20 protein-coding genes and 1 pseudogene are annotated in these 21,353 nt (G+C 43.7%); 11 read left to right on the forward strand and 10 right to left on the reverse strand.

Annotated elements, in window-relative coordinates; genetic code table 11:
- Positions 1–170 precede the first annotated feature (170 nt).
- On the forward strand, positions 171–1,391 hold the full coding sequence (nagA, locus tag LC653_RS17855) for an N-acetylglucosamine-6-phosphate deacetylase (protein ID WP_229495770.1): 1,221 nt from the start codon (positions 171–173) through the stop codon (positions 1,389–1,391).
- Positions 1,392–1,492: 101 nt separating this feature from the next.
- Here nagA and LC653_RS17860 read toward each other — a convergent pair whose 3' ends face one another.
- The 4 genes from LC653_RS17860 to LC653_RS17875 form a co-directional block, all read right to left on the reverse strand.
- On the reverse strand, positions 1,493–2,617 hold the full coding sequence (locus LC653_RS17860) for a site-2 protease family protein (protein WP_229495772.1): 1,125 nt from the start codon (positions 2,615–2,617) through the stop codon (positions 1,493–1,495).
- Positions 2,618–2,699: 82 nt separating this feature from the next.
- Positions 2,700–2,894, reverse strand: coding sequence for a hypothetical protein (locus LC653_RS17865; RefSeq protein WP_229495774.1), 195 nt, complete (start codon positions 2,892–2,894; stop codon positions 2,700–2,702).
- A gap of 36 nt (positions 2,895–2,930) precedes the next feature.
- The gene (locus LC653_RS17870; RefSeq protein WP_229495776.1) at positions 2,931–3,764 is read right to left on the reverse strand and encodes a sulfurtransferase; all 834 of its coding nucleotides are present in this window, start codon (positions 3,762–3,764) and stop codon (positions 2,931–2,933) included.
- 214 nt (positions 3,765–3,978) lie between these two features.
- Entirely contained in the window at positions 3,979–4,398 is a 420-nt protein-coding gene (locus LC653_RS17875; protein ID WP_229495777.1) for a DUF6220 domain-containing protein, read from the reverse strand.
- A gap of 420 nt (positions 4,399–4,818) precedes the next feature.
- Here LC653_RS17875 and LC653_RS17880 point away from each other — a divergent pair, with 420 nt between their 5' ends.
- Complete coding sequence (locus LC653_RS17880) at positions 4,819–5,484, forward strand: helix-turn-helix transcriptional regulator (RefSeq protein ID WP_229495778.1); 666 nt, start codon at positions 4,819–4,821, stop codon at positions 5,482–5,484.
- A gap of 506 nt (positions 5,485–5,990) precedes the next feature.
- Here LC653_RS17880 and LC653_RS17885 read toward each other — a convergent pair.
- From LC653_RS17885 to LC653_RS17900, 4 genes are all read right to left on the reverse strand, one after another.
- Positions 5,991–7,703, reverse strand: a complete 1,713-nt coding sequence (locus tag LC653_RS17885) for a putative bifunctional diguanylate cyclase/phosphodiesterase (RefSeq protein ID WP_229495779.1) — start codon at positions 7,701–7,703, stop codon at positions 5,991–5,993.
- A gap of 1,094 nt (positions 7,704–8,797) precedes the next feature.
- Positions 8,798–9,514: a 5'-methylthioadenosine/S-adenosylhomocysteine nucleosidase family protein gene (locus LC653_RS17890; protein ID WP_229495780.1), complete on the reverse strand. Its 717-nt coding sequence runs from the start codon at positions 9,512–9,514 to the stop codon at positions 8,798–8,800.
- Positions 9,507–10,361, reverse strand: a complete 855-nt coding sequence (locus LC653_RS17895) for a ferritin-like domain-containing protein (RefSeq protein WP_229495781.1) — start codon at positions 10,359–10,361, stop codon at positions 9,507–9,509. Before LC653_RS17895 ends, LC653_RS17890 begins: the two co-directional genes overlap by 8 nt.
- The gene (locus tag LC653_RS17900) at positions 10,342–10,542 is read right to left on the reverse strand and encodes a hypothetical protein (protein ID WP_229495836.1); all 201 of its coding nucleotides are present in this window, start codon (positions 10,540–10,542) and stop codon (positions 10,342–10,344) included. Before LC653_RS17900 ends, LC653_RS17895 begins: the two co-directional genes overlap by 20 nt.
- On the opposite strand from LC653_RS17900, the gene LC653_RS17905 reads away from it, so the two are divergent.
- From LC653_RS17905 to hpnH, 3 genes are all read left to right on the forward strand, one after another.
- The gene (locus tag LC653_RS17905; RefSeq protein ID WP_229495783.1) at positions 10,512–13,211 is read left to right on the forward strand and encodes an efflux RND transporter permease subunit; all 2,700 of its coding nucleotides are present in this window, start codon (positions 10,512–10,514) and stop codon (positions 13,209–13,211) included. The two genes, LC653_RS17900 and LC653_RS17905, sit on opposite strands and share 31 nt — an antisense overlap.
- Positions 13,211–14,242, forward strand: coding sequence for a hopanoid-associated sugar epimerase (gene hpnA, locus LC653_RS17910; protein WP_229495784.1), 1,032 nt, complete (start codon positions 13,211–13,213; stop codon positions 14,240–14,242). The genes LC653_RS17905 and hpnA overlap by 1 nt, the downstream gene beginning before the upstream one ends.
- Before the next feature lie 63 nt (positions 14,243–14,305).
- Complete coding sequence (gene hpnH, locus LC653_RS17915; protein ID WP_229495785.1) at positions 14,306–15,325, forward strand: adenosyl-hopene transferase HpnH; 1,020 nt, start codon at positions 14,306–14,308, stop codon at positions 15,323–15,325.
- Positions 15,326–15,814: 489 nt separating this feature from the next.
- On the opposite strand, the gene LC653_RS17920 is transcribed toward hpnH, so the two are convergent.
- Together LC653_RS17920 and LC653_RS17925 are read right to left on the reverse strand one after the other, a co-directional pair.
- Positions 15,815–15,976 carry a hypothetical protein gene (locus tag LC653_RS17920; protein WP_229495786.1) on the reverse strand — a complete coding sequence of 54 codons (162 nt, stop codon included), beginning with the start codon at positions 15,974–15,976 and terminating at the stop codon, positions 15,815–15,817.
- Positions 15,977–15,986: 10 nt separating this feature from the next.
- A complete protein-coding gene (locus LC653_RS17925; RefSeq protein WP_229495788.1) occupies positions 15,987–16,214 on the reverse strand; it encodes a hypothetical protein in 228 nt (75 codons plus the stop codon).
- Positions 16,215–16,917: 703 nt separating this feature from the next.
- Between LC653_RS17925 and cpcB the strand changes: the two genes are divergently transcribed.
- The 6 genes and pseudogenes from cpcB (at position 16,918) to cpcE (ending at position 21,248) form a co-directional block, all read left to right on the forward strand.
- Complete coding sequence (gene cpcB, locus LC653_RS17930; protein WP_229495790.1) at positions 16,918–17,439, forward strand: C-phycocyanin subunit beta; 522 nt, start codon at positions 16,918–16,920, stop codon at positions 17,437–17,439.
- Positions 17,440–17,526: 87 nt separating this feature from the next.
- Entirely contained in the window at positions 17,527–18,018 is a 492-nt protein-coding gene (cpcA, locus tag LC653_RS17935; RefSeq protein WP_229495791.1) for a C-phycocyanin subunit alpha, read from the forward strand.
- A gap of 162 nt (positions 18,019–18,180) precedes the next feature.
- Positions 18,181–18,993: a phycobilisome linker polypeptide gene (locus tag LC653_RS17940; RefSeq protein WP_229495793.1), complete on the forward strand. Its 813-nt coding sequence runs from the start codon at positions 18,181–18,183 to the stop codon at positions 18,991–18,993.
- A gap of 159 nt (positions 18,994–19,152) precedes the next feature.
- The gene (locus tag LC653_RS17945; RefSeq protein WP_229495794.1) at positions 19,153–20,022 is read left to right on the forward strand and encodes a phycobilisome linker polypeptide; all 870 of its coding nucleotides are present in this window, start codon (positions 19,153–19,155) and stop codon (positions 20,020–20,022) included.
- A 123-nt stretch (positions 20,023–20,145) separates the two neighbouring features.
- A pseudogene (gene cpcD, locus LC653_RS17950) lies at positions 20,146–20,397 on the forward strand (rod-capping linker protein CpcD); the annotation flags it as partial.
- Between the two features lie 5 nt (positions 20,398–20,402).
- Entirely contained in the window at positions 20,403–21,248 is an 846-nt protein-coding gene (gene cpcE, locus LC653_RS17955; RefSeq protein WP_229495798.1) for a C-phycocyanin alpha-cysteine-84 phycocyanobilin lyase subunit CpcE, read from the forward strand.
- Positions 21,249–21,353: the final 105 nt, after the last annotated feature.

Consider the following 21,353-nt stretch of genomic DNA (forward strand, 5'->3'; position numbering starts at 1 on the left):
TTTTGGTACATACCTCGCCCCAAGCGAGCCGTTGCGTGGGCGAAAAAACTAATCACGTCAAAGAGTGCGCGTGGTATCTCTTGGACAAATGACAAATGACTAATGACTCCGTGAAGCAGTTTGATATTGGTTGCATCTAAAATCAGATTTAGCAATATCTCGTCAGTGTGATGACCCAAGCAACACAAAATCCTGTAGATATTATCAATGCTAGAGTGCCTGGTTACAAAGATTTGCAGATGCTCTTGATTAACCAAGAAGGCATAATTGAGGAAATCTTGCCAATGGGTACGGTAGGGACGCACAGATGTACGTCTTTACTAGATGTAGCAGGTGACTGGATTTCTTTAGGCGGCGTTGATTTGCAAATTAACGGTGCGTTGGGTTTGGCATTTCCCGAATTGACGGCTGAAAATGCTCATATACTCCAAAAAATCTCACAATTTTTGTGGGATGTTGGGGTAGATGGATTTTTACCTACACTTGTGACAACTTCAGTAGAAAATATTCAGCGATCGCTTGCTATGATTGCTGAGGTTATCCCCAGTCAACAAGCTGGTGCCAAGATTCTCGGAGTACATCTAGAAGGCCCATTTTTGAATTTCCAAAAGCGCGGCGCACACCCAGCAGAGTACCTGTTACCCTTAACAATTGATCAGATAAAGCGGGTTTTGGGTAATTATGCAATGCTCGTGAAAGTTATCACCTTAGCACCAGAGTTAGATTTAACTGGTGAAGTAATTCCATATTTGCGTTCTCTGGGGATTATTGTCAGTTTAGGGCATTCTCAAGCAACAGCGACCCAAGCGCAACGTGCCTTTGAGGAGGGTGCAACGATGGTAACCCATGCTTTCAACGCCATGCCAGCATTACATCACCGCGAACCAGGATTATTAGGGGCAGCAATTATCCATCCTGATGTGATGTGTGGTTTTATTGCTGATGGTGAACACGTTTCGCCCACGATGCTGCAAATTCTACTTCGCGCTAGCTATCAAGAAAAAGGGCTGTTCCTCGTCAGCGATGCCCTTTCACCTCTGGGGCTACCCGATGGGGTGTATCCTTGGGACAGTCGGCAAATTGAAGTTAAAAAGGGTACGGCACGACTGGCGGATGGCACTTTGTCGGGGACGACTTTACCTTTGTTGGTGGGAGTGCAGAATTTAGTGAAGTGGGGAATTTGTGACGTAGAAAGTGCAATTTTACTAGCTACTAATGCACCTAGAAAAGCGATTGGTTTAGCAGGAATTGTTAAGAGTCAACCCGCTAATTTACTACGCTGGCATTGGGATGAGACTACAAAAGAATTAACTTGGCGACGTGTTCTTACCGCAGAGATGGTGAAGAAGGCAGGAGGTTGGAATTTATCTGTTACTCTCAACTCCATCTAATTCCAAAGTCGGCAAAAGAGAAAAGTTTTATGATCCCTTTCCCTTTAACCTGAGTGGAGTCGAAGTTTTAATATCAATTCGTAATTCGTAATTCGTAATTATTATGCAGGGTTAGGTTGGGTTCCACTTTGAAGTAGCTGGATAATAGCAGCTTTTTCTAAGATTCCAACTAGGACACCATTTTTACGAATCACAGGAAGCACAGATAGCTTTTGTTGTTCGAGTAACTGCATAACTTCCAGCAGAGGTTGATCGGATTGAACTGTGGTTGATTCGGTAATTGGTCGCATGACTTCTTTTACTTGAGTTTCTGACCACAGTGCTGTTGGGATGGTTCGTAAATTATCAACTGCGATCGCACCTACTAATTGTCCATCATCATCAGTCACTAAGAACCGATGCCAGTTTTGCCCACTTATAACTCGCTCATCGGCAAACTCTCTCAGGGTAAGATTAGCAGATACAATCGGGCTATCAGGGGTTACAGCATCTTCGGCTGTCAAACCTGTGAGTTTTTCTTGCACTCTGGCAAATTGAGCCGCATTACCAGCATTTTGCAACAAGAAGAAGCCAATTAACAAGTTCCAGAAGTTACCGGCGCTGCCAAATAATAGTAGGGGAAGTACACCTGAAAGAATTGCTACCCAACCAAAGATTTGCCCAACTCGACTAGCAAAGGTCACACCTTTATAAGGATTGCCTGTAATTTTCCAAACAAGGGCTTTCAGTATATTACCGCCATCTAAGGGTAAGCCAGGAATCAGGTTAAATAGGGCTAATGCCAAGTTAACGGAAGCTAAAACACCAAGAATTGCAGCTAACGGCCCTGATGCAGTAGTAGTAATACCAATAGCTGTAACGATACCGCACAGTAGTAAACTAACTATTGGGCCTGCGATCGCTACCCAAAAAGCTTCACTTGGGGTTTTTGACTCTTTTTCTAAGCTAGCCAAACCGCCAAATATAAACAGAGTAATAGATTTGACATCAATACCCTGACGAATCGCAACAAAACTGTGGCCTAATTCATGGGCGACGACAGAGGCAAATAACATGAGTGCACTCATCAATCCCAGTAGTAAAGCTAATCCCGCAGACAATTGGGGAAATTGTGCCGCCAGTCCACTGCTATAGCTCCAAGTTACTAAACCCAGAACTAAAAACCATGACGGATGGATATAGAAGGGAATTCCCAAGAGATTACCAACGCGAATTGTGCCATTCATGTCGTTCACCTTTGATTTCAGCTTCGAGAGGTTTGCTTTCGTCCTTCTCAATGTCTATAGTGTAACGAAAGGTTAAGAGATTTTAATTTTGATGACGGTAGTAGTGTCCGTCCGTAAAGGTGCGGTTATTGGCAATATTGGCAGCATCCCAAGTAATATCATGTCCGGTTGAACACAAGTCAATTGCAAACGTTGTGAAGCAATCACAAGGACTCTGCGATTGCTTCTCTACAAGACGCTCCGCGAACGCTCCACTTCGTTGCACTCGCAATGACATATCATAAGCAATTTGCCGGACATGATATAACTCTCACTACCTCTCTATAGTTACATCAGGCAGGCGGCTCCACTCATTCCAAGAGCCATCGTAATTCCGAACATTCGGATAGCCTAATAAATACTTTAGGACAAACCAGGTATATCCAGAACGCCCACCGATCGCACAGTAGGGAAACACTTCCCGATCAGCCGTAATGCCCTTACTATGATAAAGATTTTTCAATTCGTCGAATGATTTAAAAGTTCCATCCTCATTGAGAGTTAAGATATGCTCAAGATGGACTGCACCTGGAATATGTCCAGTAAGTTCACCTTCTTTTGGTGGCTGATCGAAAAACCACTCACCACAATATTCTTGAAGTGTTCGGACATCCAACAAAACGCTATCGCTTTGACCAATCGATGCCTGAACTTCATTATGTAATACTCGCAGATGAGCATCAGTAGCTTTGGCACGGTAATCAGTGGTAGGAAATGTGGATAACTCAGTTGCCAGTGGACAACCATCTGATTTCCATTTCTGGTAACCGCCATTGAGAACTCGTACATTCTCATGCCCAAAGACTTTCAATAACCAGAAAATCCAGGCTCCGGTTCCAGGATAACCGCCATAGGCAATCACTGTTGTGTCATTGGTGATGCCTGAGCGTGCCATCAGCCTTTCAAAAGCTCGCGCATCCAAATTCATCTTCAAATCGGGCAATAGTAAGTCTGTAAAAATGTTCCAGAAGACAGCACCAGGTATGTGAGCATTTTTGTACGGCTCTGGACTCATATCCACTTCGATAATGCGGATGTTTGGATCGTTGAGATGATTTGCAAGCCACTGGGTATCAACGAGAATGGATGGATGAGCGTATTGAGACACTTAATATTTCTCCTGTAATCGCGCTAAAAGAATTGAAAGTTGTGTTTACTCTTCGGATTTAGTCCTAACTTTTCACGGTATCTGGAAAACCTCTCTCTAAATCTCTCTCCTAAAAGGAGAGAGACTTTGAATTTTCCCCCTTCCCGCCACGGGTTGGGGGTTAGGGGGTTAGGTTTTTCGTGCGCTTTTCCACATAACGTGAAAAGTCAGGGATTTAGTCTTGGTTGTGGTTGGGAAATACGATGTGTGATGTCCGATGAACTAAGGTTGTGGAAATAGAGAATAAGGAAAAGCCGATGAGTGGGTGGAAGACTGCTAAAGGAAAAGAAGTCTTCAAGTGAATTGTGAGAAATTGCAGTCCAAGCAGCACTGGGATACTTGCTGTAAGGCTTTGGACTCTTCGAGGAAACGGCATCAAAAACACCCATACCAACAAAATTACTGAGAGTCCGCTATATCCTCGCACGAGCCAAATATGTAGGTTCCACCAATCAGAGTTGTAAAAATAAGCCAGTCCAACACTGAATACTTGGGTTGCTAAACAGAGATTGAAAAACACTACTGCAATAAAAAAACTGATTTGAATCCAACGCCGGGATATCTGTGTATCATCAATGCCAGAATTTACAATCATGGTTAAGTAATCCAAAAAAAGCAAACAAATTAGTCATTGGTCATCGGTCATTAGTCATTAGTCATTGATAAAGAGTTTTTGGTACATACCTCGCAAGAGAGTGGGCGAAAAAAACTAAGGACTAATGACCGAATAATTACTAATTCGTAATTCGTAATTCGTAATTAAAGGTACAGAGCAACTAACTAACATTTTATGGAGACAAATAAATTTATTCCTTATTTCAGAGCAAGCGACTGAAGTCGTGGGGTAATAATTACGAATTACGAACTTGTACTGAGCGTAGCCGAAGTATTATAAATTACGAATTATTTTGACTAATAACTAATGACTCCGCGAAGCGGTTTGATGTGACAAAAGCTAGGATAGGTCTGGTTGCTATACTGCGCCTAGACCTCGAACGGGTACAATTTGCTAATCATGATTGCATTACAAACTCTATTTCATGCAATTGCTCAAGCTGAAGATGAACAGACGTTGCGATCGCACATACCCGCAGAAATGAGTGAGTATTTTTCAGCTACACGATGTGGGCTGTTTTTCTTTGCTCAAATTCCTCTAGCTAACAGCAAGCTCCAAAAAGCGCTGCAAATTGCATTATCACCCCAACACAATCCAGTTGCACGCTACTTGCTAGAACGCCATGCCCCTGTTCATGAAGCTTTGGTAGTAGAACCTAAGACATGGCAGTTGATTTGTCCTCGTGCCGATCACTGGCACGTCATGGCAGGGCCAATTGTCAGCAATGGTAAGTTAGTGGGGGTGGTAGGTTTTACCCGTGAGCAGGGAATGCCTGCATTCGACTCACAAAATCTCACAGATTTAAGTGCGCTTTGTCTGCATATTTCTACTTGGGTGACAATGGTGCGAGCGCAACACCCATTACTATTACAGACAGAGCGTTTAACGCCTCGTGAAGTGCAAATTGCTTCCTTGGTGGCTCAAGGACAAACTAATGCAGAAATTAGTGCTGAACTTTGGATTACTGAAAACTCTGTCAAGCAAGCCTTAAAAAGGATGTTTCGCAAGCTTGAGGTTTCATCTCGTGCTCAGATGGTTGCAAAGCTTTCCACAGTTTCAAAATAAATGCCCTGTACTAACCATTTCTATAAAAATTAAGGTGAAACGGCTGAAGGGGAAAAGGAAAAGGTTTTGAATACATCCTTTACCTTTTCCCAGACCACAAGGAAGGTGAAGATTACTTATCCGAACCGTATTCGGGTGACTCTCTGGCTTAGGCATCCACCTATGTAGGACTTACGCACTGTACAAATGCATCGTGATGTGCATTACCTATCTTGAGGAAGTTTTCAGGCTTTTCTTAATTATCCTGCGATCGTAAATAGACCATGCTGTAGGGGCACAGCATTGCTTAGCCCTTACAAAAGATATGGTTTTTAACCCAATACGCTTGGCTTTGTGAAAAATTGCTTTGTTGGGTTAAGCAAAGCGCAACCCAACAAAGCCCCGGAAATGTTGGGTTTCGTTCCTCAACCCAACCTACACAGTTTAAGGTTTTTAGCGTTAACTCAACTGTATTGGTTTTTAACGTTGACCCATATTTGGTATTTATTGTCAATGCGTAAGTCCTACTATGCTGCAATTGTCTCCATAAGCTGAGAAATTTTCTGCAACATCGGGGCAATTATATCAGCAGGGACAGGACGACTGAAGTAGTAACCCTGACCTTCATCACATCCCTGCATTTTCAGGTAGTCAAGCTGTTCTTGGGTTTCCACACCCTCTGCTGTGATACTCAACCGGAGGCTTTTTGCGAGGGCAATAATGGCATCGGTGACGGCGGCGCTATCAGGATTAGACATGACATCCTGCACAAATGACTGATCAATCTTCAGTATATTCACAGGAAAGCGCTTCAAGTAGCTCAGGGAGGAATAACCGGTGCCGAAGTCGTCTAGAGCCAACCATATACCCAGTTCTCGTAATTGTTTTAAGGTTTTAATTGATCGCTCAATGTTACCCATCAAGAAGCTTTCTGTTACTTCCAGTTCCAGATCAGATGCTTGGAGTCCAGTCTCCTCAAGAATTTGGTTGATCACCTCAACCAGATACGGTTGTTCAAACTGTCGAGCTGACAGATTCACAGATATCCGAATTGGGGTAAATCCAGCAAGCTGCCAAGCACGGTTTTGGGCGCAAGCAGTTCGCAAGACCCATTCGCCAATTGGTACGATCGCACCATTGGCTTCTGCAATCGGAATAAACTTTGCTGGAGAAATCATACCTAAAGTAGGATGCTGCCAGCGAATCAACGCTTCCATAGCTGTAACTTTTCCGCTCTGTAAATCAATCAGAGGTTGATAATAAACCAGCATTTCGTTGCGCTCAAGCGCCCCATGTAATTCATTTTCTAATGTCAATCGTTCCTGCAACTGAGCATTAATTTCTGGCGAATAGAATTGGTATTGGCTACGCCCTTGCTGCTTCGCTTGGTAAAGCGCTATATGAGCCTGCTGCAAAAGTTGATCTATGCTATTGCGATCATTTATGCCATTAATTGTGATCCCAATGCTGGCGGTGATATGAATCGAGTTACCCTCAACAGAAAAAGGTTTGCTCAGGGTACTCAACAGCAGCTGAGATAGCTTAATCACACTTTCAACAGAATGAATCTCCATTCGGGCAAGGGCAAATTCATCTCCACTCAAATGGGCAAGAATATCTGTTTGGGCCATACAGGTTGATAACCTCTGGGCAACTGCTCTTAACAACAAATTTATTGCCTCATGCTCCAACCCATGACTTATCCCAGTGAAATCATCAATACTTAGCAAAAAGACAGCTACAAGGCGCTGGTTATTTTCAGGTTTGGATATAATTTCAAAGAGGCGATCGCAGAATAAATCACGATTGGGCAATCCAGTCAGGTCATCATAATTAGTGATGTGGTGAATTAACTCATCTAATTTGTGAAGAGTTTGTGAAGTATCTGCCATCAATGTACCCGCTTCATCAGCAAATTCTGTGGGCAATTCAGGTAAGGTTTTGGTGTCCAGATAATTTTGCAATGTAGCAGATGTCAAAATGACCGGTTTGAGGAGATGGTTAAGCGCATAAAGGGTGGCGGCCGTACCCGCTAACGTCGCCAACAGGGCAATAATCATAACTCGCGCCGCCATCTCGAAAGAATAGGAGTTTGAGATGACGAAACTCAATAGTAAGGTCAAAAGTGGTACATGAGTGCCCAAAAATGCCACCAACATGATTTTAGCGGTGTAACTTTTCTTGAGCCATCCGAAATGAGCTAAGAACGAGTATAGGTAGAGCTTGTGATTGAGCTTCATAAATGATGTTTGATAGTTGGCTAATTAGTTCCGAGCTATTCTGACAAAAAAGTATTTTTAGTTCACATTCCAGTGGAATTAGCTCTCATAGAACCCAACCCTGATAAGGTTACATATTATGCTTCCCAATTTAGTTTTCTACTTGATATATATAACGATAAAGTTTGTGTAAAACTTATTTTATAAGTAATCTCAGCATTAATACGTAGCTGGATAAGTTTGGCCAAGCCTGATTTTGTGCAGTCTCTTAGATAATTGGTATTATTTGGATTTGTCTAAAAAGTCAATTTTTTTGAGTTAATTATAAATATTTTTTACTTTTATATATTTTTTGATTGACTTGTATCCATAAAACTTTATTCTGAGAAACGAAGTTTATAGCCAGTCAACTTGTATGAGTAGCGAAAAAACTACAGAATTGCCGCTCTGGGTACAAGATAGAGATATAGTCAAGATAATTCGTAATTGATAATGACGCTCGATGACTCGCTACCGCAACGCTTACGTAATTCGTAGTTATGACCCCACGACTGAAGTCGCTTGCTCTGAAAGAAGGAAAAAATTTATTTATCTCCATAAACTTTAGTTAGTTGCTCTGTACCATAAATTACGAATTACGAATTACGAATTACTAATTATTTGGTCATTGCTCATGATGAAGAAGTACAGTGGCGAGAAGGAAAACGCCCGGATTATTCTTACACCAATGAATTTCTTCATCAAGAGAGTAAATTTCAGCATCCAGAAGGTTCATAAGATGCGATGTCTACGACGGGCTGCGCCTACGCACAAAACTTAGTCCGAAATTTTGAGATGGAAGCTTCTAATAAATCTAATCCTTAACAGTAGCTTTCGATTGTTACTGATAAGTTTAATTAAAGCATTATTTTGATAATAATGTTTTTCTTCAAAAATTAACCGCAGGGGGTTATCCCTTCCATTCCCAAAAGCAGTAGCTCTGGCGGTTAGAAGTCGAACTAGCTTGACTACACGAGACAAAACCTGCCTCCGCAGGTTAGCAAACCTTTGATTTTGTATTAGTCCACGGAGGTGGACGAGAGTTTGTGTAGTAGCGACTTCTAGTCGCCTAATACTTATTCCAGTTTATTAGTAGAAAATAGCCGATTTGTAACTTGCTTTAACACCTTTAATGCTGTTAACGAACCTCGAATCAGCCGAGTAGCAGCAAGGGGCTGTCGAAGCATTCCTATCGCTAAAGGAAAAGGATTTAGGGAGCCATCAGAGTTAATTGCTGGTGTGAGATCGGGGATATTGTGCTGACAATCGTCGCTGACTACTCGCAGCATTGCCACTACAACTCCAGCCGCATTGAAAAACTCTAGGGCGGTAAATCCTTCCATATCAACAACATCAGCCGCCAAAGTCTCACCTAAACGGCGTTTTTCGGCAGCAGACCAAATTACGCGATAGCTTGTCAGTGACTTGACTAAATTTGGTGGGGAGTCGGGAGAGACGCGATTAATCGCGTCTGTACTGAGTGCTGAGTGTAATTGTGCTGTGAAAGTGCGATCGCATTCTCGCTGCTTTCCCTGATAAACACAATCTCGATATAGGACAATATCACCAACTGTATAGCGATCGCTCAAGCTGCCACAGATACCCATAATCAGCACTCTGGATGGAGCTAAAAATTGTCCTTGTTGTAGGTATTTAAGTAAAGGCTTCATCCCAACAGGTATGGCTACTACCGTTGGGATAGAACCAGTAACGCCGCTTAATCCGCGACAGACAGCTTTATATTCTGCTCCCTGAGGCACCAGAATTGTGTTAATGGGCAAAAAATTAGGCACTAGCCCTCTCGACAGTTTCAAGTTTACGTTTGGGTATTAACTCAAGGATGCGGAGGGCGATACTGGCAAGTCTGGGTAGTAATTGCGGTTGGAGTAGTCGCGGATCATACTTGCTCATCCGGCGCTGATTTTCTGATAGACAAATGCTGAGAAATTTTTCGATTGTGAGGTCTTTAGTAAAGATGTCAGTACCCGTGACGGCGAAGCCAGTCTTACTGGGGTCATCATTGCCAAAGACGGCAATCAAATTGCTGAGTGCCTTGCCGTAGTGCCAGAGAGTTTTGACGCTCCGCAGAGGGGTAAATTCCTGACCACGATGAATTTGTGTATATGTAAACCAGTTGACAAAAAAGACAATATGGCGTGTCTCTTCGTCTATGATCGGATCAAAGATTGTGAAGATTGACTCTGGAAAAACATTAGCTTCACGAGCGATCGCAAATAGCCCGTAAGCAAAGAAGGTATCCAGGCATTCTTCAAAGCCAAAGCGCGTAAAGACTGGCTCAATATTTTGGGGAACTTCAATAGGTTGACGTTCTGGCAGTTCGATGCCGTAACGGTCGATTAATGTTTGAAGTAGGCGGGCGTGGCGCGATTCTTCTTTACCTTGGAGAGCGATCGCATTTTGTAAAATAGGATCATTCACCGTCGCTGCGTAACCACTAACTATGGCTCCGGCTTGTCGCTCTGTATCCAGAGCTTTATCCCAGAAGGGAATACTGCGTAGCAAAGTCAAAGCTGTATCGTCCAAATCTGGCCACGGGAAATTCTCCGGTTCGTATTCCCTGTAGCTTTCCATAAAGCTCTGGCAGAATAATTCCTTATGCTCAACAGAACCAAGTTTCATCTTTGAAGTTTCCTTTTGTATTAAAGATTGGGCCATATCTGAGTGACAATAAGTAATATTGCTGTTTAGTAGTAACCAAAACTCGCAAACCGAAGGTGATTGCTGTAGCATGACTAAATAATTGTGTCACCCACACGATAATTTTCCAAGATGGTAAAGCTTCATAACTCCAAATCCGCACGAGAAGTCTTCAATATTTCTAAATTGGCGATTCAATTTTCGTGGCTGACGGTGAGTTTTTGGATTGCCGTAACAGTAGCTGGTATTCTGGCTTTCAGTTCCCTCAAGTATGCCTTGTTTCCAGATATTACCTTTCCAGTGGTGGTTGTGAATGCTACAGCCCCCCTGACAACTGCCCTGGATACAGAGGCGAAGCTCACTAAATCCCTGGAAGAACGCCTCCGCTCCCTAGAAGGACTGGAGAATATTCGCTCATCCACTTATCCTAGTCAAACAGCCGTTGCCCTTTCTTTCGCCGTTGGGACGAATTTAGAAACATCGACCAAAGAAGTCGAAACTGCCCTCAAGCAGTTGACTCTACCTCAAGGGGCGACTTCTAAAATTATTCCCCTGAATTTGAATGAGTCAGCCGCCATTAGCTATGCCATAGAGAGTCCCACACGGAATCTCACAGATTTGACAAAGTTGGCGAAAGACGAGATTGTGAGTGCGATCGCTAAACTGCCAGGAGTCCTGAAAGTCTCACTGTTGGGTGGCGGTACTGCAACTCCTCCCCTAAATCCATTGAATGCGAGTGCAGCTATCCCCCAAGCAGGGGCAACATTAGTCCGGTTTAACGGGCAAGATGCACTCGCATTTCAGGTAATCAAACGTGGCAATGCTAACACCTTGGAAGTAGTGAGTCGAGTTGAAAAAGAAGTCCAAAGGCTGCGGTCTAGTCTGAAGGATGTCAAACTAACTTTAGCTTCTACTCAAGCAGAATATATCCGTCAAGCCACTCAGTCAACAATTGATGCGCTGATGGAAGCAGTCTTGTTGTCAATAGTGGTAATTTTTCCTTTTTTGTGGAATTGGCGAGCCACCCTAATTTCTGCCTTGGCGATTCCTACGTCTTTGTTGGCGACGTTTATCGTTATGGCAATTTTCGGCTTTAACCTGGAAACAATTACCCTGCTGGCTTTAGCTTTGGTGATTGGTAGTATTGTTGATGATGCGATCGTTGATGTGGAAAACATCATGCGACACGTAGATGATGGGGAAACTCCTCGCCAAGCAGCGCTTTTAGCTACAAATGAGATTGGGTTGACAGTCACCGCCGCCACTTTGACAGCAGTAGCGGTTTTTCTGCCCATAGGTTTGATGGGTGGGGTAATCGGTCAGTTCTTCAAGCCTTTCGGCATCACTGTTTCAGCCGCGATGCTCGCTTCTATGCTAGTTGCTCGGACTTTATCTCCAGTCCTAGCTATCTACTGGCTGAAACCTAAACCCTCACTCTCCCCGCGTCGAGAAGCAAAAATATCGGTAGCGTTTACCCAATTTTACAGAAACTTGCTGAGTTGGTCTTTGAATCACCGCAAGATAGTTATCGGGTTAGCTGTACTCAGCTTCATCGCAGGTGTAGCACTGATTCCACTAATTCCCAAAGGCTTTATTCCTAAACTCGATCGCGGCGAATTTAATATTGCTTATACCGCTCCTTTACCGAGTATCCCCGATTTGGGCAGACGAGGACAAGGAGGACAAGGGAGCGATATTCCCAATCCCCAATCCCCAATCCCCAATCCCCAATCCCCAATCCCCAATCCTTTAAATGATTCTCTTGAGGTTGCGAAGAAACTAGAAGAAGTTGTAAGAAAATCACCGGCAGTTGAAACGGTATTTACGACTGTTGGTTCTCGTGAGGGTGAGCCGAACAAAGGGATACTATATGTAAAGCTTAAAAAAAATCGCACAATCACCACTGCGGAACTACAAGACCAATTCCGCTCCTCATTACCTACTCTTTCTGGGGTAACTACTAGTGTCGAAGATATTCAATTTGTCGATTCTGGCGGTCAAAAACCCCTCCAAGTAGCTTTACGCGGTAATGATCTCCAAGCCTTAAGCAAAGCAGTCAAAGCAATTAAAGAGAGAATTCAGAGACTACCGGGATTCGCTGATGTCACAGTTACAGGTGAAACAAATCCACAGGGTACAGTTTTTCAAATCGAGCGTCTGAATAATCAACGGGTGGCATACGTCAGTGCTAATCTTGGCAAAGATTTATCCTTGGGTGATGCTACTGACAAAGTGTTAGCTGAAGCTAAGGCGGTGTTACCCCCTAATGTTTCCTTAAATTTAGGAGGAGATTCTGCTAGCCAAGGAGAGGTTTTTAGCAGTTTTGGCAGTACTTTAGCTCTATCTGCCCTGTGTATTGTCATTGTACTAATTTTGCTATTCAAAAGCTGGGTAGACCCTCTGGTGATTGGTGTCTCTTTGCCTTTAGCGCTAGTGGGGGCAATGTTGGCATTACTAATCACCAAAAGTGACTTTGGGATGATTTCACTCATCGGCTTCGTCTTTTTGCTGGGGCTGGCAAATAAAAATGCCATCTTGCTGGTGGATTACATCAACCAGTTACGCAACGCTGGTTTAGACCGCACCGAAGCAATCCTCAACACAGGACTAGTGCGCCTCAGACCAATTATGATGACCACTGCCTCCACTATTTTAGGGATGCTACCGATCGCATTAGGTTTTGGCGCTGGTTCGGAATTGCGATCGCCGATGGCTGTAGCGATCGCAGGTGGACTGGTAACTTCAACTATCCTCAGTTTGATAGTTGTGCCAGTAGTATACGCTATTTTGGATGATTGGTTTCCCCGATTTCAGACGAGGGAGAGAAGTTAATGCAAGTTTTTGTTACTGGGGGTACGGGCTTTATTGGTGCCCACTTGGTACGGTTGTTGCTGCAACAGGGATATGATGTCAAAGCCCTAGTCCGCTCAAGCAGCAATTTGGATAATCTACGCGGTTTGGAGGTGGAAATTGTCAAAGGCGATTTGAACGATCCAAATCTCTGGCAACAGATGAAAGGTTGTCAATATCTATTTCATGTGGCAGCCCATTATTCCCTCTGGCAAACAGATCGGGAGTTACTCCACCATAACAATGTTCTGGGTACGCGCAATGTGTTGGCAGCAGCCCGCAAAGCTAGCATTGAGCGCACCGTTTATACCAGTTCAGTAGCCGCCATTGGGGTAGGATCATCTGGTCAAGTCGTCGATGAAACACATCAGAGTCCCTTAGAAAAGTTGGTGAGTGACTACAAAAAGTCTAAGTTTCTCGCTGAACAAGAAGCCATACAAGCCTTTGCTAAAGGTCAGGAGGTAGTTATTGTCAATCCCAGCAGCCCAATTGGCTCGTTGGATATCAAACCTACCCCGACAGGTGATATAATCCTGCGGTTTTTGCGACGGCAAATGCCCTTTTACTTAGATACTGGTTTGAATTTTATCGATGTGCGGGATGTGGCATGGGGGCATTTACTGGCTTTGCAACGCGGTAAATCAGGCGATCGCTATATCTTAGGTCATCAAAACCTAAGTCTCAAGGAACTACTCGAACAACTCGCCGATATCACAGGTCTAATAGCACCTCAACGAACAGTACCCGCTTGGTTGCCCCTTAGTGTTGCCTGGGTTGATGAAAACATTCTCGCACCCTTGGGAAAATCGCCCTCAGTGCCATTGGATGGCGTTCGGATGGCGAAACAACCTATGTATTACGATGCCGCCAAAGCTGTACGAGAGTTGGGTCTACCTCAATCTCCGCTAAAGGTGGCACTTAAGGATGCTGTAGATTGGTTTGTTGCTCAGGGGTATGTCAACCCCTCTGGGGAATTAAAAATTCAAAATTCAAAATTCAAAATTCAAAATTAAAGACCCCACAGATAAATCTTGGGGTTGAGAACGTGGTGTTTTGATCAATAGAGGAGTAATAGAATGGCAGTTAATTTACAACAAGCTATGGATATTGGGAAGTATCTTGTTACCCAGCGTTTGAAAGGACGTAAACGCTTCCCCTTAGTATTGATGTTGGAACCTCTTTTTCGGTGTAATCTAGCCTGTACTGGTTGTGGTAAGATACAACATCCAAAGGAAATTTTAAAGCAAAATCTCACCCCAGAACAGTGCTTTGCCGCAGTGGAAGAGTGTGGCGCACCGGTTGTCTCAATTCCTGGGGGAGAACCTCTTCTACATCCCCAGATTGATGAAATTGTTCAGGGATTAATTGAGCGCAAGAAGTATATTTACTTGTGTACCAATGGCTTGTTATTAGAAAAGAGCCTGGATAAGTTTCAACCTTCCCCTTACCTAACTTTCAGCGTCCATTTAGATGGGATGCGGGAGTTGCACGATCAGTGCGTTGATCGCAAAGGTGTTTTTGATATTGCTGTCAAAGCCATTCGTGCCGCTAAAGCTAAAGGCTTTCGTGTCACCACTAACACCACTATCTTTGAGGGTACCCAAGCCAAAGATATGCAAGAGTTCTTCGACTTTCTAGAAACACTAAATACTGACGGGATGATGATTTCTCCCGGTTACAGTTACGAGTGGGCACCAGATCAAGATCATTTTCTCCATCGAGAACAAACACGCGCCCTCTTCCGGCAAATTCTGGCTCCCTACAAAGCTGCTGAAAAAAACTGGAACTTCAATCACAATCCGCTTTTCTTAGATTTTCTCACCGGTGAGAAGGACTATGAATGCACCCCTTGGGGTAGCCCTAGTTATAGCGTTCTCGGCTGGCAAAAACCTTGCTATCTTCTAAACGAAGGTTATTACTCTACCTTCAAGGAATTACTAGCACAAACTGACTGGAGTCAATACGGCCAGAAGAGTGGTAATCCCAAGTGTGCCGATTGCATGGTTCACTGCGGCTACGAACCCACCGCCGCAATGGATGCAATGCAACCGCAAAATATGGCGCGTGCCCTTGGCAGTGTGTTTGGCAGGGGCTAGTACTCGACCAACCCAAATAATGATGGGTGAATGCAGGTAGGGGGATCAGGGGAAGCAGGGGAAGAAAAGAGGCGTTGCATATTTGCGGGATGATTTTGCTAGTTTTGTGGGATGGGCATCTTGCCCGTCCCTTGTATTTCAGGGCGGGCGAGACGCCCACCCTACAAGAATCATCCCTTGATTCAGCAACGCCAGAAAAGAACTTGATTTTCTTACCATAAACCCCGCAAAGTTTCTTTGGTGAGTAAACCAAGTTTTAGAATCTTTTTCTCTGTGTTCTCTGTGCCTCTGCGGTTCGTTATTTAATCCAAGCAGTATTAGTTTGACATAGTACTGTAAGTAGTAGATGCTACACAAAACAAGAGTGCGATGCCTGCGGCAGGCTACCCCTACGCACCCTTAAGCATTATGTTTTGGTGCGTAGCGAAAAGGATGTAGGCACAATTCATGAATTGTGCTTATCAAGCATTTTGGGCAACGCATACATAATTAATTTTTGGAGATGTCTACTGATAAATCCAGATTCTTGTATATCCTGTTACTTGCGCCACCTCCTGCGGTGTTTTTCCCGTCGCTAATAACCAAATTATTTGGTAATGGCTGCGTTCGTTGTGTTGCTTCTGTTGCCTGACGATAACGAACTAATGTCAATACGCTTGGGTTAAGGATAATCGTAGGTTGGGTGGAACTTAAGTGTTACCCAACAAACCCGCGAAAATGTTGGGTTTTGTTCCTCCAACGCCACTTGCTTCAAGTCGGGAAACCCGCCCAACGCAGTGGCTCCCCAACCTACGCAGTTTATGGTTTTTGCCGCTAACTGAACTGTATTGGAACTAATGTGGTTTGCGTAGGCGTAGCCCGCCGTAGGCATCGCAATCCGTTTGGGCATAAGACGTAGATAGATGCACTGCAACTCTTCCAGCTTTATTATAAGTATTTATCCGAACTTGATATTAGACATCTCCAGAAATTAGGTTTTCACCTAGGCAGAATAAGGGTTTGAGATTCTTTTTCGGAGATGTCTATTGCAAATCTAGAGCTTCGGCCGGGCTAGTAGTAATCCTAAGTCTGCCGATTGCATAGTTAACTGCAATGGATGCAATGCAGTCGCAAAATATGGCGCGTGCCCTTGCCAGGAGTTAGTAAGTAGCCAATAATACACAACTTAAATGTGCGATGCCTGCGACGGGCTACACCTACACACCCTTAAAGGGATTTCCCACAGATAAATTATCCCATATTTGGGGTGGGAGAAAAGTCAATAGGTAAAAGAAATAAAATTGTAAACTTATGTAAAGCAAATTCACAAACATAACAATAATTTGTAATAAATAATGACGCGGCAGCATTGTATAAAGATATCTTGGAAGGAAAAAACAACATCTTAATCAGGTTTTCCAGTCGTTCACAGAAGTTTGAAGTTTTTTAACAAAAGTTATAATCTGAAAGCCTGGAGATCGTAAACTTATTCCGTGGATGTCTGTTTTGAACCTTTCGTAACTCGTCAGGCAGTACTGACATCAAAAAAAACTGAAACCATTCAGTTTTGAGTCCAATTATTCTTAACCAAGCAAACTAGGAGATTTAAGGCAATGGTTTTAGATGCATTTGCAAAAGTAGTTTCCCAAGCTGATACACGTGGAGAATATCTCTCCGATGCACAATTGGATGCTTTGAGCGAACTAGTCAAAGATGGTAACAAGCGTACAGATGCCGTTAACCGTATTACCAGCAATGCATCTGCTCTTGTTGCTGCTGCGGCTCGTGATTTGTGGGCAGAACAACCCCAATTGATCACTCCTGGTGGTAATGCTTACACCAGCCGTCGTGCAGCTGCTTGTATCAGAGATTTGGACATCATTCTTCGCTATATCACCTATGCTATCTTTGCTGGCGATTCCAGCGTACTAGATGACCGTGCCCTCAATGGTTTGCGGGAAACCTATTTAGCATTGGGAACTCCAGGAGCGTCAGTTGCTGTTGGTATTCAGAAGCTGAAACAAGCTTCGCTGGCCATTGTCAACGATCCAAATAACATCACCAGAGGAGATTGCAGCGCTCTGTCATCTGAAATAGCTAGCTATTTTGATCGTGCTGCTGCTGCTGTGGCTTAAGCCAAGCATTGCTGATGTTGACTAAATTATTGTCCTTAGGACAAAACAAAAATTCAACCATAAAATTTGTGAAAGGGAAATACCAAAATGTCAAAAACACCTCTAACGGAAGCAATTGCATCGGCTGATTCTCAAGGTCGCTACCTCAGCAGCACCGAAATTCAAGTTGCTTTTGGTCGCTTCCGCCAAGCACCAGCTAGCCTACAAGCAGCAAAAGCATTGAGTGCTAATGCTCAACGCTTGACCGAAGGTGCTGCTCAAGCAGTGTATAGCAAGTTCCCTTACACCACTCAACAACAAGGCCCCAACTTCGCGTCTGATGCACGCGGCAAAAACAAGTGTGTACGTGATGTCGGCTACTACTTGCGGATTATCACATACGCTTTAGTTGTTGGTGGCACAGGCCCCTTGGACGATTTCTTGATTTCTGGCTTGGCTGAAATCAACCGGACTTTTGATCTGTCTCCTAGCTGGTACATTGAAGCTCTCAAGTACATCAAAGCTAACCACGGTCTAAGCGGTGATCCAGCTGTTGAAGCCAATTCTTACATCGACTATGTAATCAATACTCTAAGCTAGAGTGTTTCTTTAGCCCGGAGAGAAAATCAGCTCTTATGACAAGTGAGTTCTATGAGTTGTTTACCTCTCCGGGCACTTTTATATTCAAAAGACTGTTAAAAGACTAGAAAAAATTTTTCTAAAAAGTTTTCAGTTTTGCAGTTAAAACTGAGGAGGTTAAAGATGGCAGCTTTGGGACAAGCAGCAAGATTAGGGATTGGAGAATTTGAAAACTTACCACTAGTAGAACTACGTCCCGATAGAACAGAAGCGGATGTAGCAGTGGTTATTCGGGCAGCTTACCGTCAGGTATTGGGTAATGCATATCTCCTGGAAGGAGAACGTCTAGAGAGTGCAGAATCACTGTTGCAGCAAGGTGGAATCTCAGTTCGGGGATTTGTGCAAGCCATTGCTCAATCGGAATTCTATCGGGATAAGTTTTTCTACTCCAACTCCCAAACTCGGTTTATCGAGTTGAATTATAAGCATCTATTGGGGCGTGCCCCGGAAGATGAGTCAGAAATTTCGTACCATGTTGAGCTTTACAACTCACAAGGTTATGAAGCTGAGATTAATTCCTACATTGACTCATTAGAATATCAAGAGAGTTTTGGCGAAAATATTGTGCCCTACTATCGAGGCTTTAAAAGCCAAGTAGGACTGAAAAACGTTGGCTATAGCCGATTGTTTCAATTGTATCGGGGTTATGCTAATAGCGATCGCGCTCAAAGACAAAAACAAGGGCGGCTAACCTGGGAAGTAGCTAAGAATCTAGCTTCACCCATTTACCCAGTCTCCTCAGGAGCCTTAACAGGTCTCTCTACAGGTGGTCGCGGGGAAACATACCGCATCAGAGTGTTACAAGCAGCTTCCCCGAACTCAACTGTAGTACGGCGGGGTACTGCGGAATTGATCGTACCCTACGAGCAACTTTCTAGTAAATTGCAGCAGTTGAATCGCAAGGGCAGTAGGGTTATTAGCATTACAGCCGTATAAATACGGAATCGGGAATTAAGGAGGAGTTAGAAGTTGTTAGTTAGGAGTGAGGAGTGAGAAGTAAGGAGTTTTGAATTCCTAACTCTACCCCTCCTCTTAACTCCTAACTCCTAACTCCTAACTTTTCCCAACTACTAAGTTACAAAGGGAAAATTACCAATGGCTATTACAACAGCAGCTTCCCGTTTGGGAACAGAACCTTTTAGTGATCAGTCTCCTGTGGAATTGCGTCCAAATGCCACCAAAGAAGACATTGAGAGAGTAATTGCTGCCGTCTATCGTCAAGTTTTGGGCAACAACTACATCTTGACATCTGACCGCCTCATAAGTGCTGAATCTATCCTGCGCGATGGGAAAAGTACAGTGCAAGAGTTTGTGCGTCAACTAGCTAAATCAGAGCTATACAAATCCAAGTTTTTCTACGACAATTTCCAAACTCGCGTCATCGAACTGAACTATAAACATTTGTTGGGTCGTGCCCCCTATGATGAGTCTGATGTGGTCTATCACTTGGACTTGTACCAAAACAAGGGATATGAAGCCGACATTGATTCTTATATTGATTCGCCAGAGTATCAATCTAACTTTGGTGAAAATATTGTGCCTTACTATCGTGGCTTTAAAACCGAAACAGGACAGAAAACTGTGGGATTTAGCCGGATATTCCAACTTTATCGCGGCTATGCCAGTAGCGATACCTCCCAACTCAAAGGCAAGTCATCCCGCCTTGCTAGCGAACTAGGTCGTAATAGTGCATCCGTCGTTGTTCCTCCCTCTGGTGGTCCCTCAGGTTTTTCCTACGTTGCTCCTGAAAAAGGCGTTACCCCCAACAGTACTTTCGGTGGTGCAGGAACTTTTGGTCAAGAAGGCAGACTCTACCGCATTGAAGTGGCAGGCGTTTTTGGGGCTGGGTATCCTAGCACACGCCGCGTCAATCAAGCGGTAATTATACCTTATGAAGGACTATCTGCTTACTTCCAGAGAGTGGTAAAACAAGGTGGCAAAATAGCCAGTGTGAAACCACTTTAGTGTCAATAATCATAAGGACAAATAGAGAAGTCTGAGCGGAGGCTTCCTTTGCTCAGAACTTATCCTAAGAGAGACGCTGCACCAACTGAGACTAATGACAATTTAGAATTGGGAATTAATTTTATGGTTGGACAAATTAGTAGTAGAACAAGTAGTCGCTACTTTCGGTATGAAGTAGTAGGTCTGCGCCAAAGCGAAGAAACCGACAAAACCAATTATCCCATTCGTTCTAGTGCCTCTGTGTTTTTCACAGTGCCTGAGAACCGGATGAATCAAGAAATGCAGCGGATTACTCGCTTGGGTGGCAAAATAGTCAGCATTCAGCCATTGAACGCTGAAGCTCAAACAAATAGCGAACAAAGCGATTCTACTTCTTGATAATGAATTTCAGTCCGCAGAAAATTGAAGATTTATCACCGACAGGTGACAATGCCGACGGTGAATCTTTAACAGTAGAGCAAGCTCTAGCTAATCTTGAAAGTGCAGATTTAGGTCTGCGATTCTATGCTGCCTGGTGGTTGGGCAGGTTTCGCATAAATGAACCAGCTGCGGTTACAGCACTGATCAAAGCGTTAGAGGATGAAGCCGACAGGACACCAGAAGGCGGATATCCTCTGCGACGAAACGCAGCTAGGGCTTTAGGGAAACTAGGCGATCGCCAGGCAGTATCATCTTTAATTGGGTGTTTAGACTGCTCAGATTTTTATGTACGGGAAGCGGCGGCACAATCCTTAGAGATGCTGGGCGATCCGGTTTGTATTCCGGCGCTAATCAAGTTATTAGCAGTAGGTTTGCCCTTAGAGCAGCTCATATCAAAGCAGCCTGATTTATCTCAACCCTACGAGGCTCTTTTAGAAGCCTTGGGAACTTTGAAGGCGACTGAGTTCACTCCTTTGGTAAAGCCATTCTTAGAGCATCCAATGGAATTGGTGCAATATGCTGCTGCACGAGCCATGTATCAATTAACCCAAGAACCAGTTTATGGAGAACGGCTGGTACAAGCTCTGGCGGGAGAGAAATTGCAATTGCGTCGAGCAGTGTTGGCAGATTTGGGAGCGATTGGGTATCTACCCGCAGCAGATGCGATCGCACAGACTCTTGCTGAAAATAGCCTAAAGCTAATTTCTCTTAAAGGATTATTAGAACATCAAGTTAATCACATAACACCAAGCACTTTCTCAGAAGGTGCGATTAAAGTGATGAATTTGATGGACTCGCTGTTGTAGTCATAAATTCTAGATAATCAGTTGTGATTAATACGTTATAAAAAAATTTTTACCACACATAAACCCCCTAGCTATCTGTAAAATCAGGGCTAGGGGGTTTATGTA

Source organism: Nostoc mirabile CHAB5784 (genome assembly GCF_020829645.1).
Lineage (GTDB): Bacteria > Cyanobacteriota > Cyanobacteriia > Cyanobacteriales > Nostocaceae > Nostoc > Nostoc mirabile.

Bases quoted from the DNA above. Each gene is read 5' to 3' on its own strand.
- LC653_RS17880 (WP_229495778.1), top strand. From the start codon at position 4,819: ATGATTGCATTACAAACTCTATTTCATGCAATTGCTCAAGCTGAAGAT.
- LC653_RS17925 (WP_229495788.1), bottom strand. From the start codon at position 16,214: ATGCCCAAACGGATTGCGATGCCTACGGCGGGCTACGCCTACGCAAAC.
- LC653_RS17865 (WP_229495774.1), bottom strand. From the start codon at position 2,894: ATGTCATTGCGAGTGCAACGAAGTGGAGCGTTCGCGGAGCGTCTTGTA.
- LC653_RS17885 (WP_229495779.1), bottom strand. From the start codon at position 7,703: ATGAAGCTCAATCACAAGCTCTACCTATACTCGTTCTTAGCTCATTTC.
- LC653_RS17875 (WP_229495777.1), bottom strand. From the start codon at position 4,398: ATGATTGTAAATTCTGGCATTGATGATACACAGATATCCCGGCGTTGG.
- LC653_RS17860 (WP_229495772.1), bottom strand. From the start codon at position 2,617: ATGAATGGCACAATTCGCGTTGGTAATCTCTTGGGAATTCCCTTCTAT.
- nagA (WP_229495770.1), top strand. From the start codon at position 171: ATGACCCAAGCAACACAAAATCCTGTAGATATTATCAATGCTAGAGTG.
- LC653_RS17940 (WP_229495793.1), top strand. From the start codon at position 18,181: ATGGCAGCTTTGGGACAAGCAGCAAGATTAGGGATTGGAGAATTTGAA.
- cpcE (WP_229495798.1), top strand. From the start codon at position 20,403: ATGAATTTCAGTCCGCAGAAAATTGAAGATTTATCACCGACAGGTGAC.
- LC653_RS17945 (WP_229495794.1), top strand. From the start codon at position 19,153: ATGGCTATTACAACAGCAGCTTCCCGTTTGGGAACAGAACCTTTTAGT.
- hpnH (WP_229495785.1), top strand. From the start codon at position 14,306: ATGGCAGTTAATTTACAACAAGCTATGGATATTGGGAAGTATCTTGTT.
- LC653_RS17895 (WP_229495781.1), bottom strand. From the start codon at position 10,361: ATGAAACTTGGTTCTGTTGAGCATAAGGAATTATTCTGCCAGAGCTTT.
- cpcA (WP_229495791.1), top strand. From the start codon at position 17,527: ATGTCAAAAACACCTCTAACGGAAGCAATTGCATCGGCTGATTCTCAA.
- LC653_RS17905 (WP_229495783.1), top strand. From the start codon at position 10,512: ATGGTAAAGCTTCATAACTCCAAATCCGCACGAGAAGTCTTCAATATT.
- hpnA (WP_229495784.1), top strand. From the start codon at position 13,211: ATGCAAGTTTTTGTTACTGGGGGTACGGGCTTTATTGGTGCCCACTTG.
- cpcB (WP_229495790.1), top strand. From the start codon at position 16,918: ATGGTTTTAGATGCATTTGCAAAAGTAGTTTCCCAAGCTGATACACGT.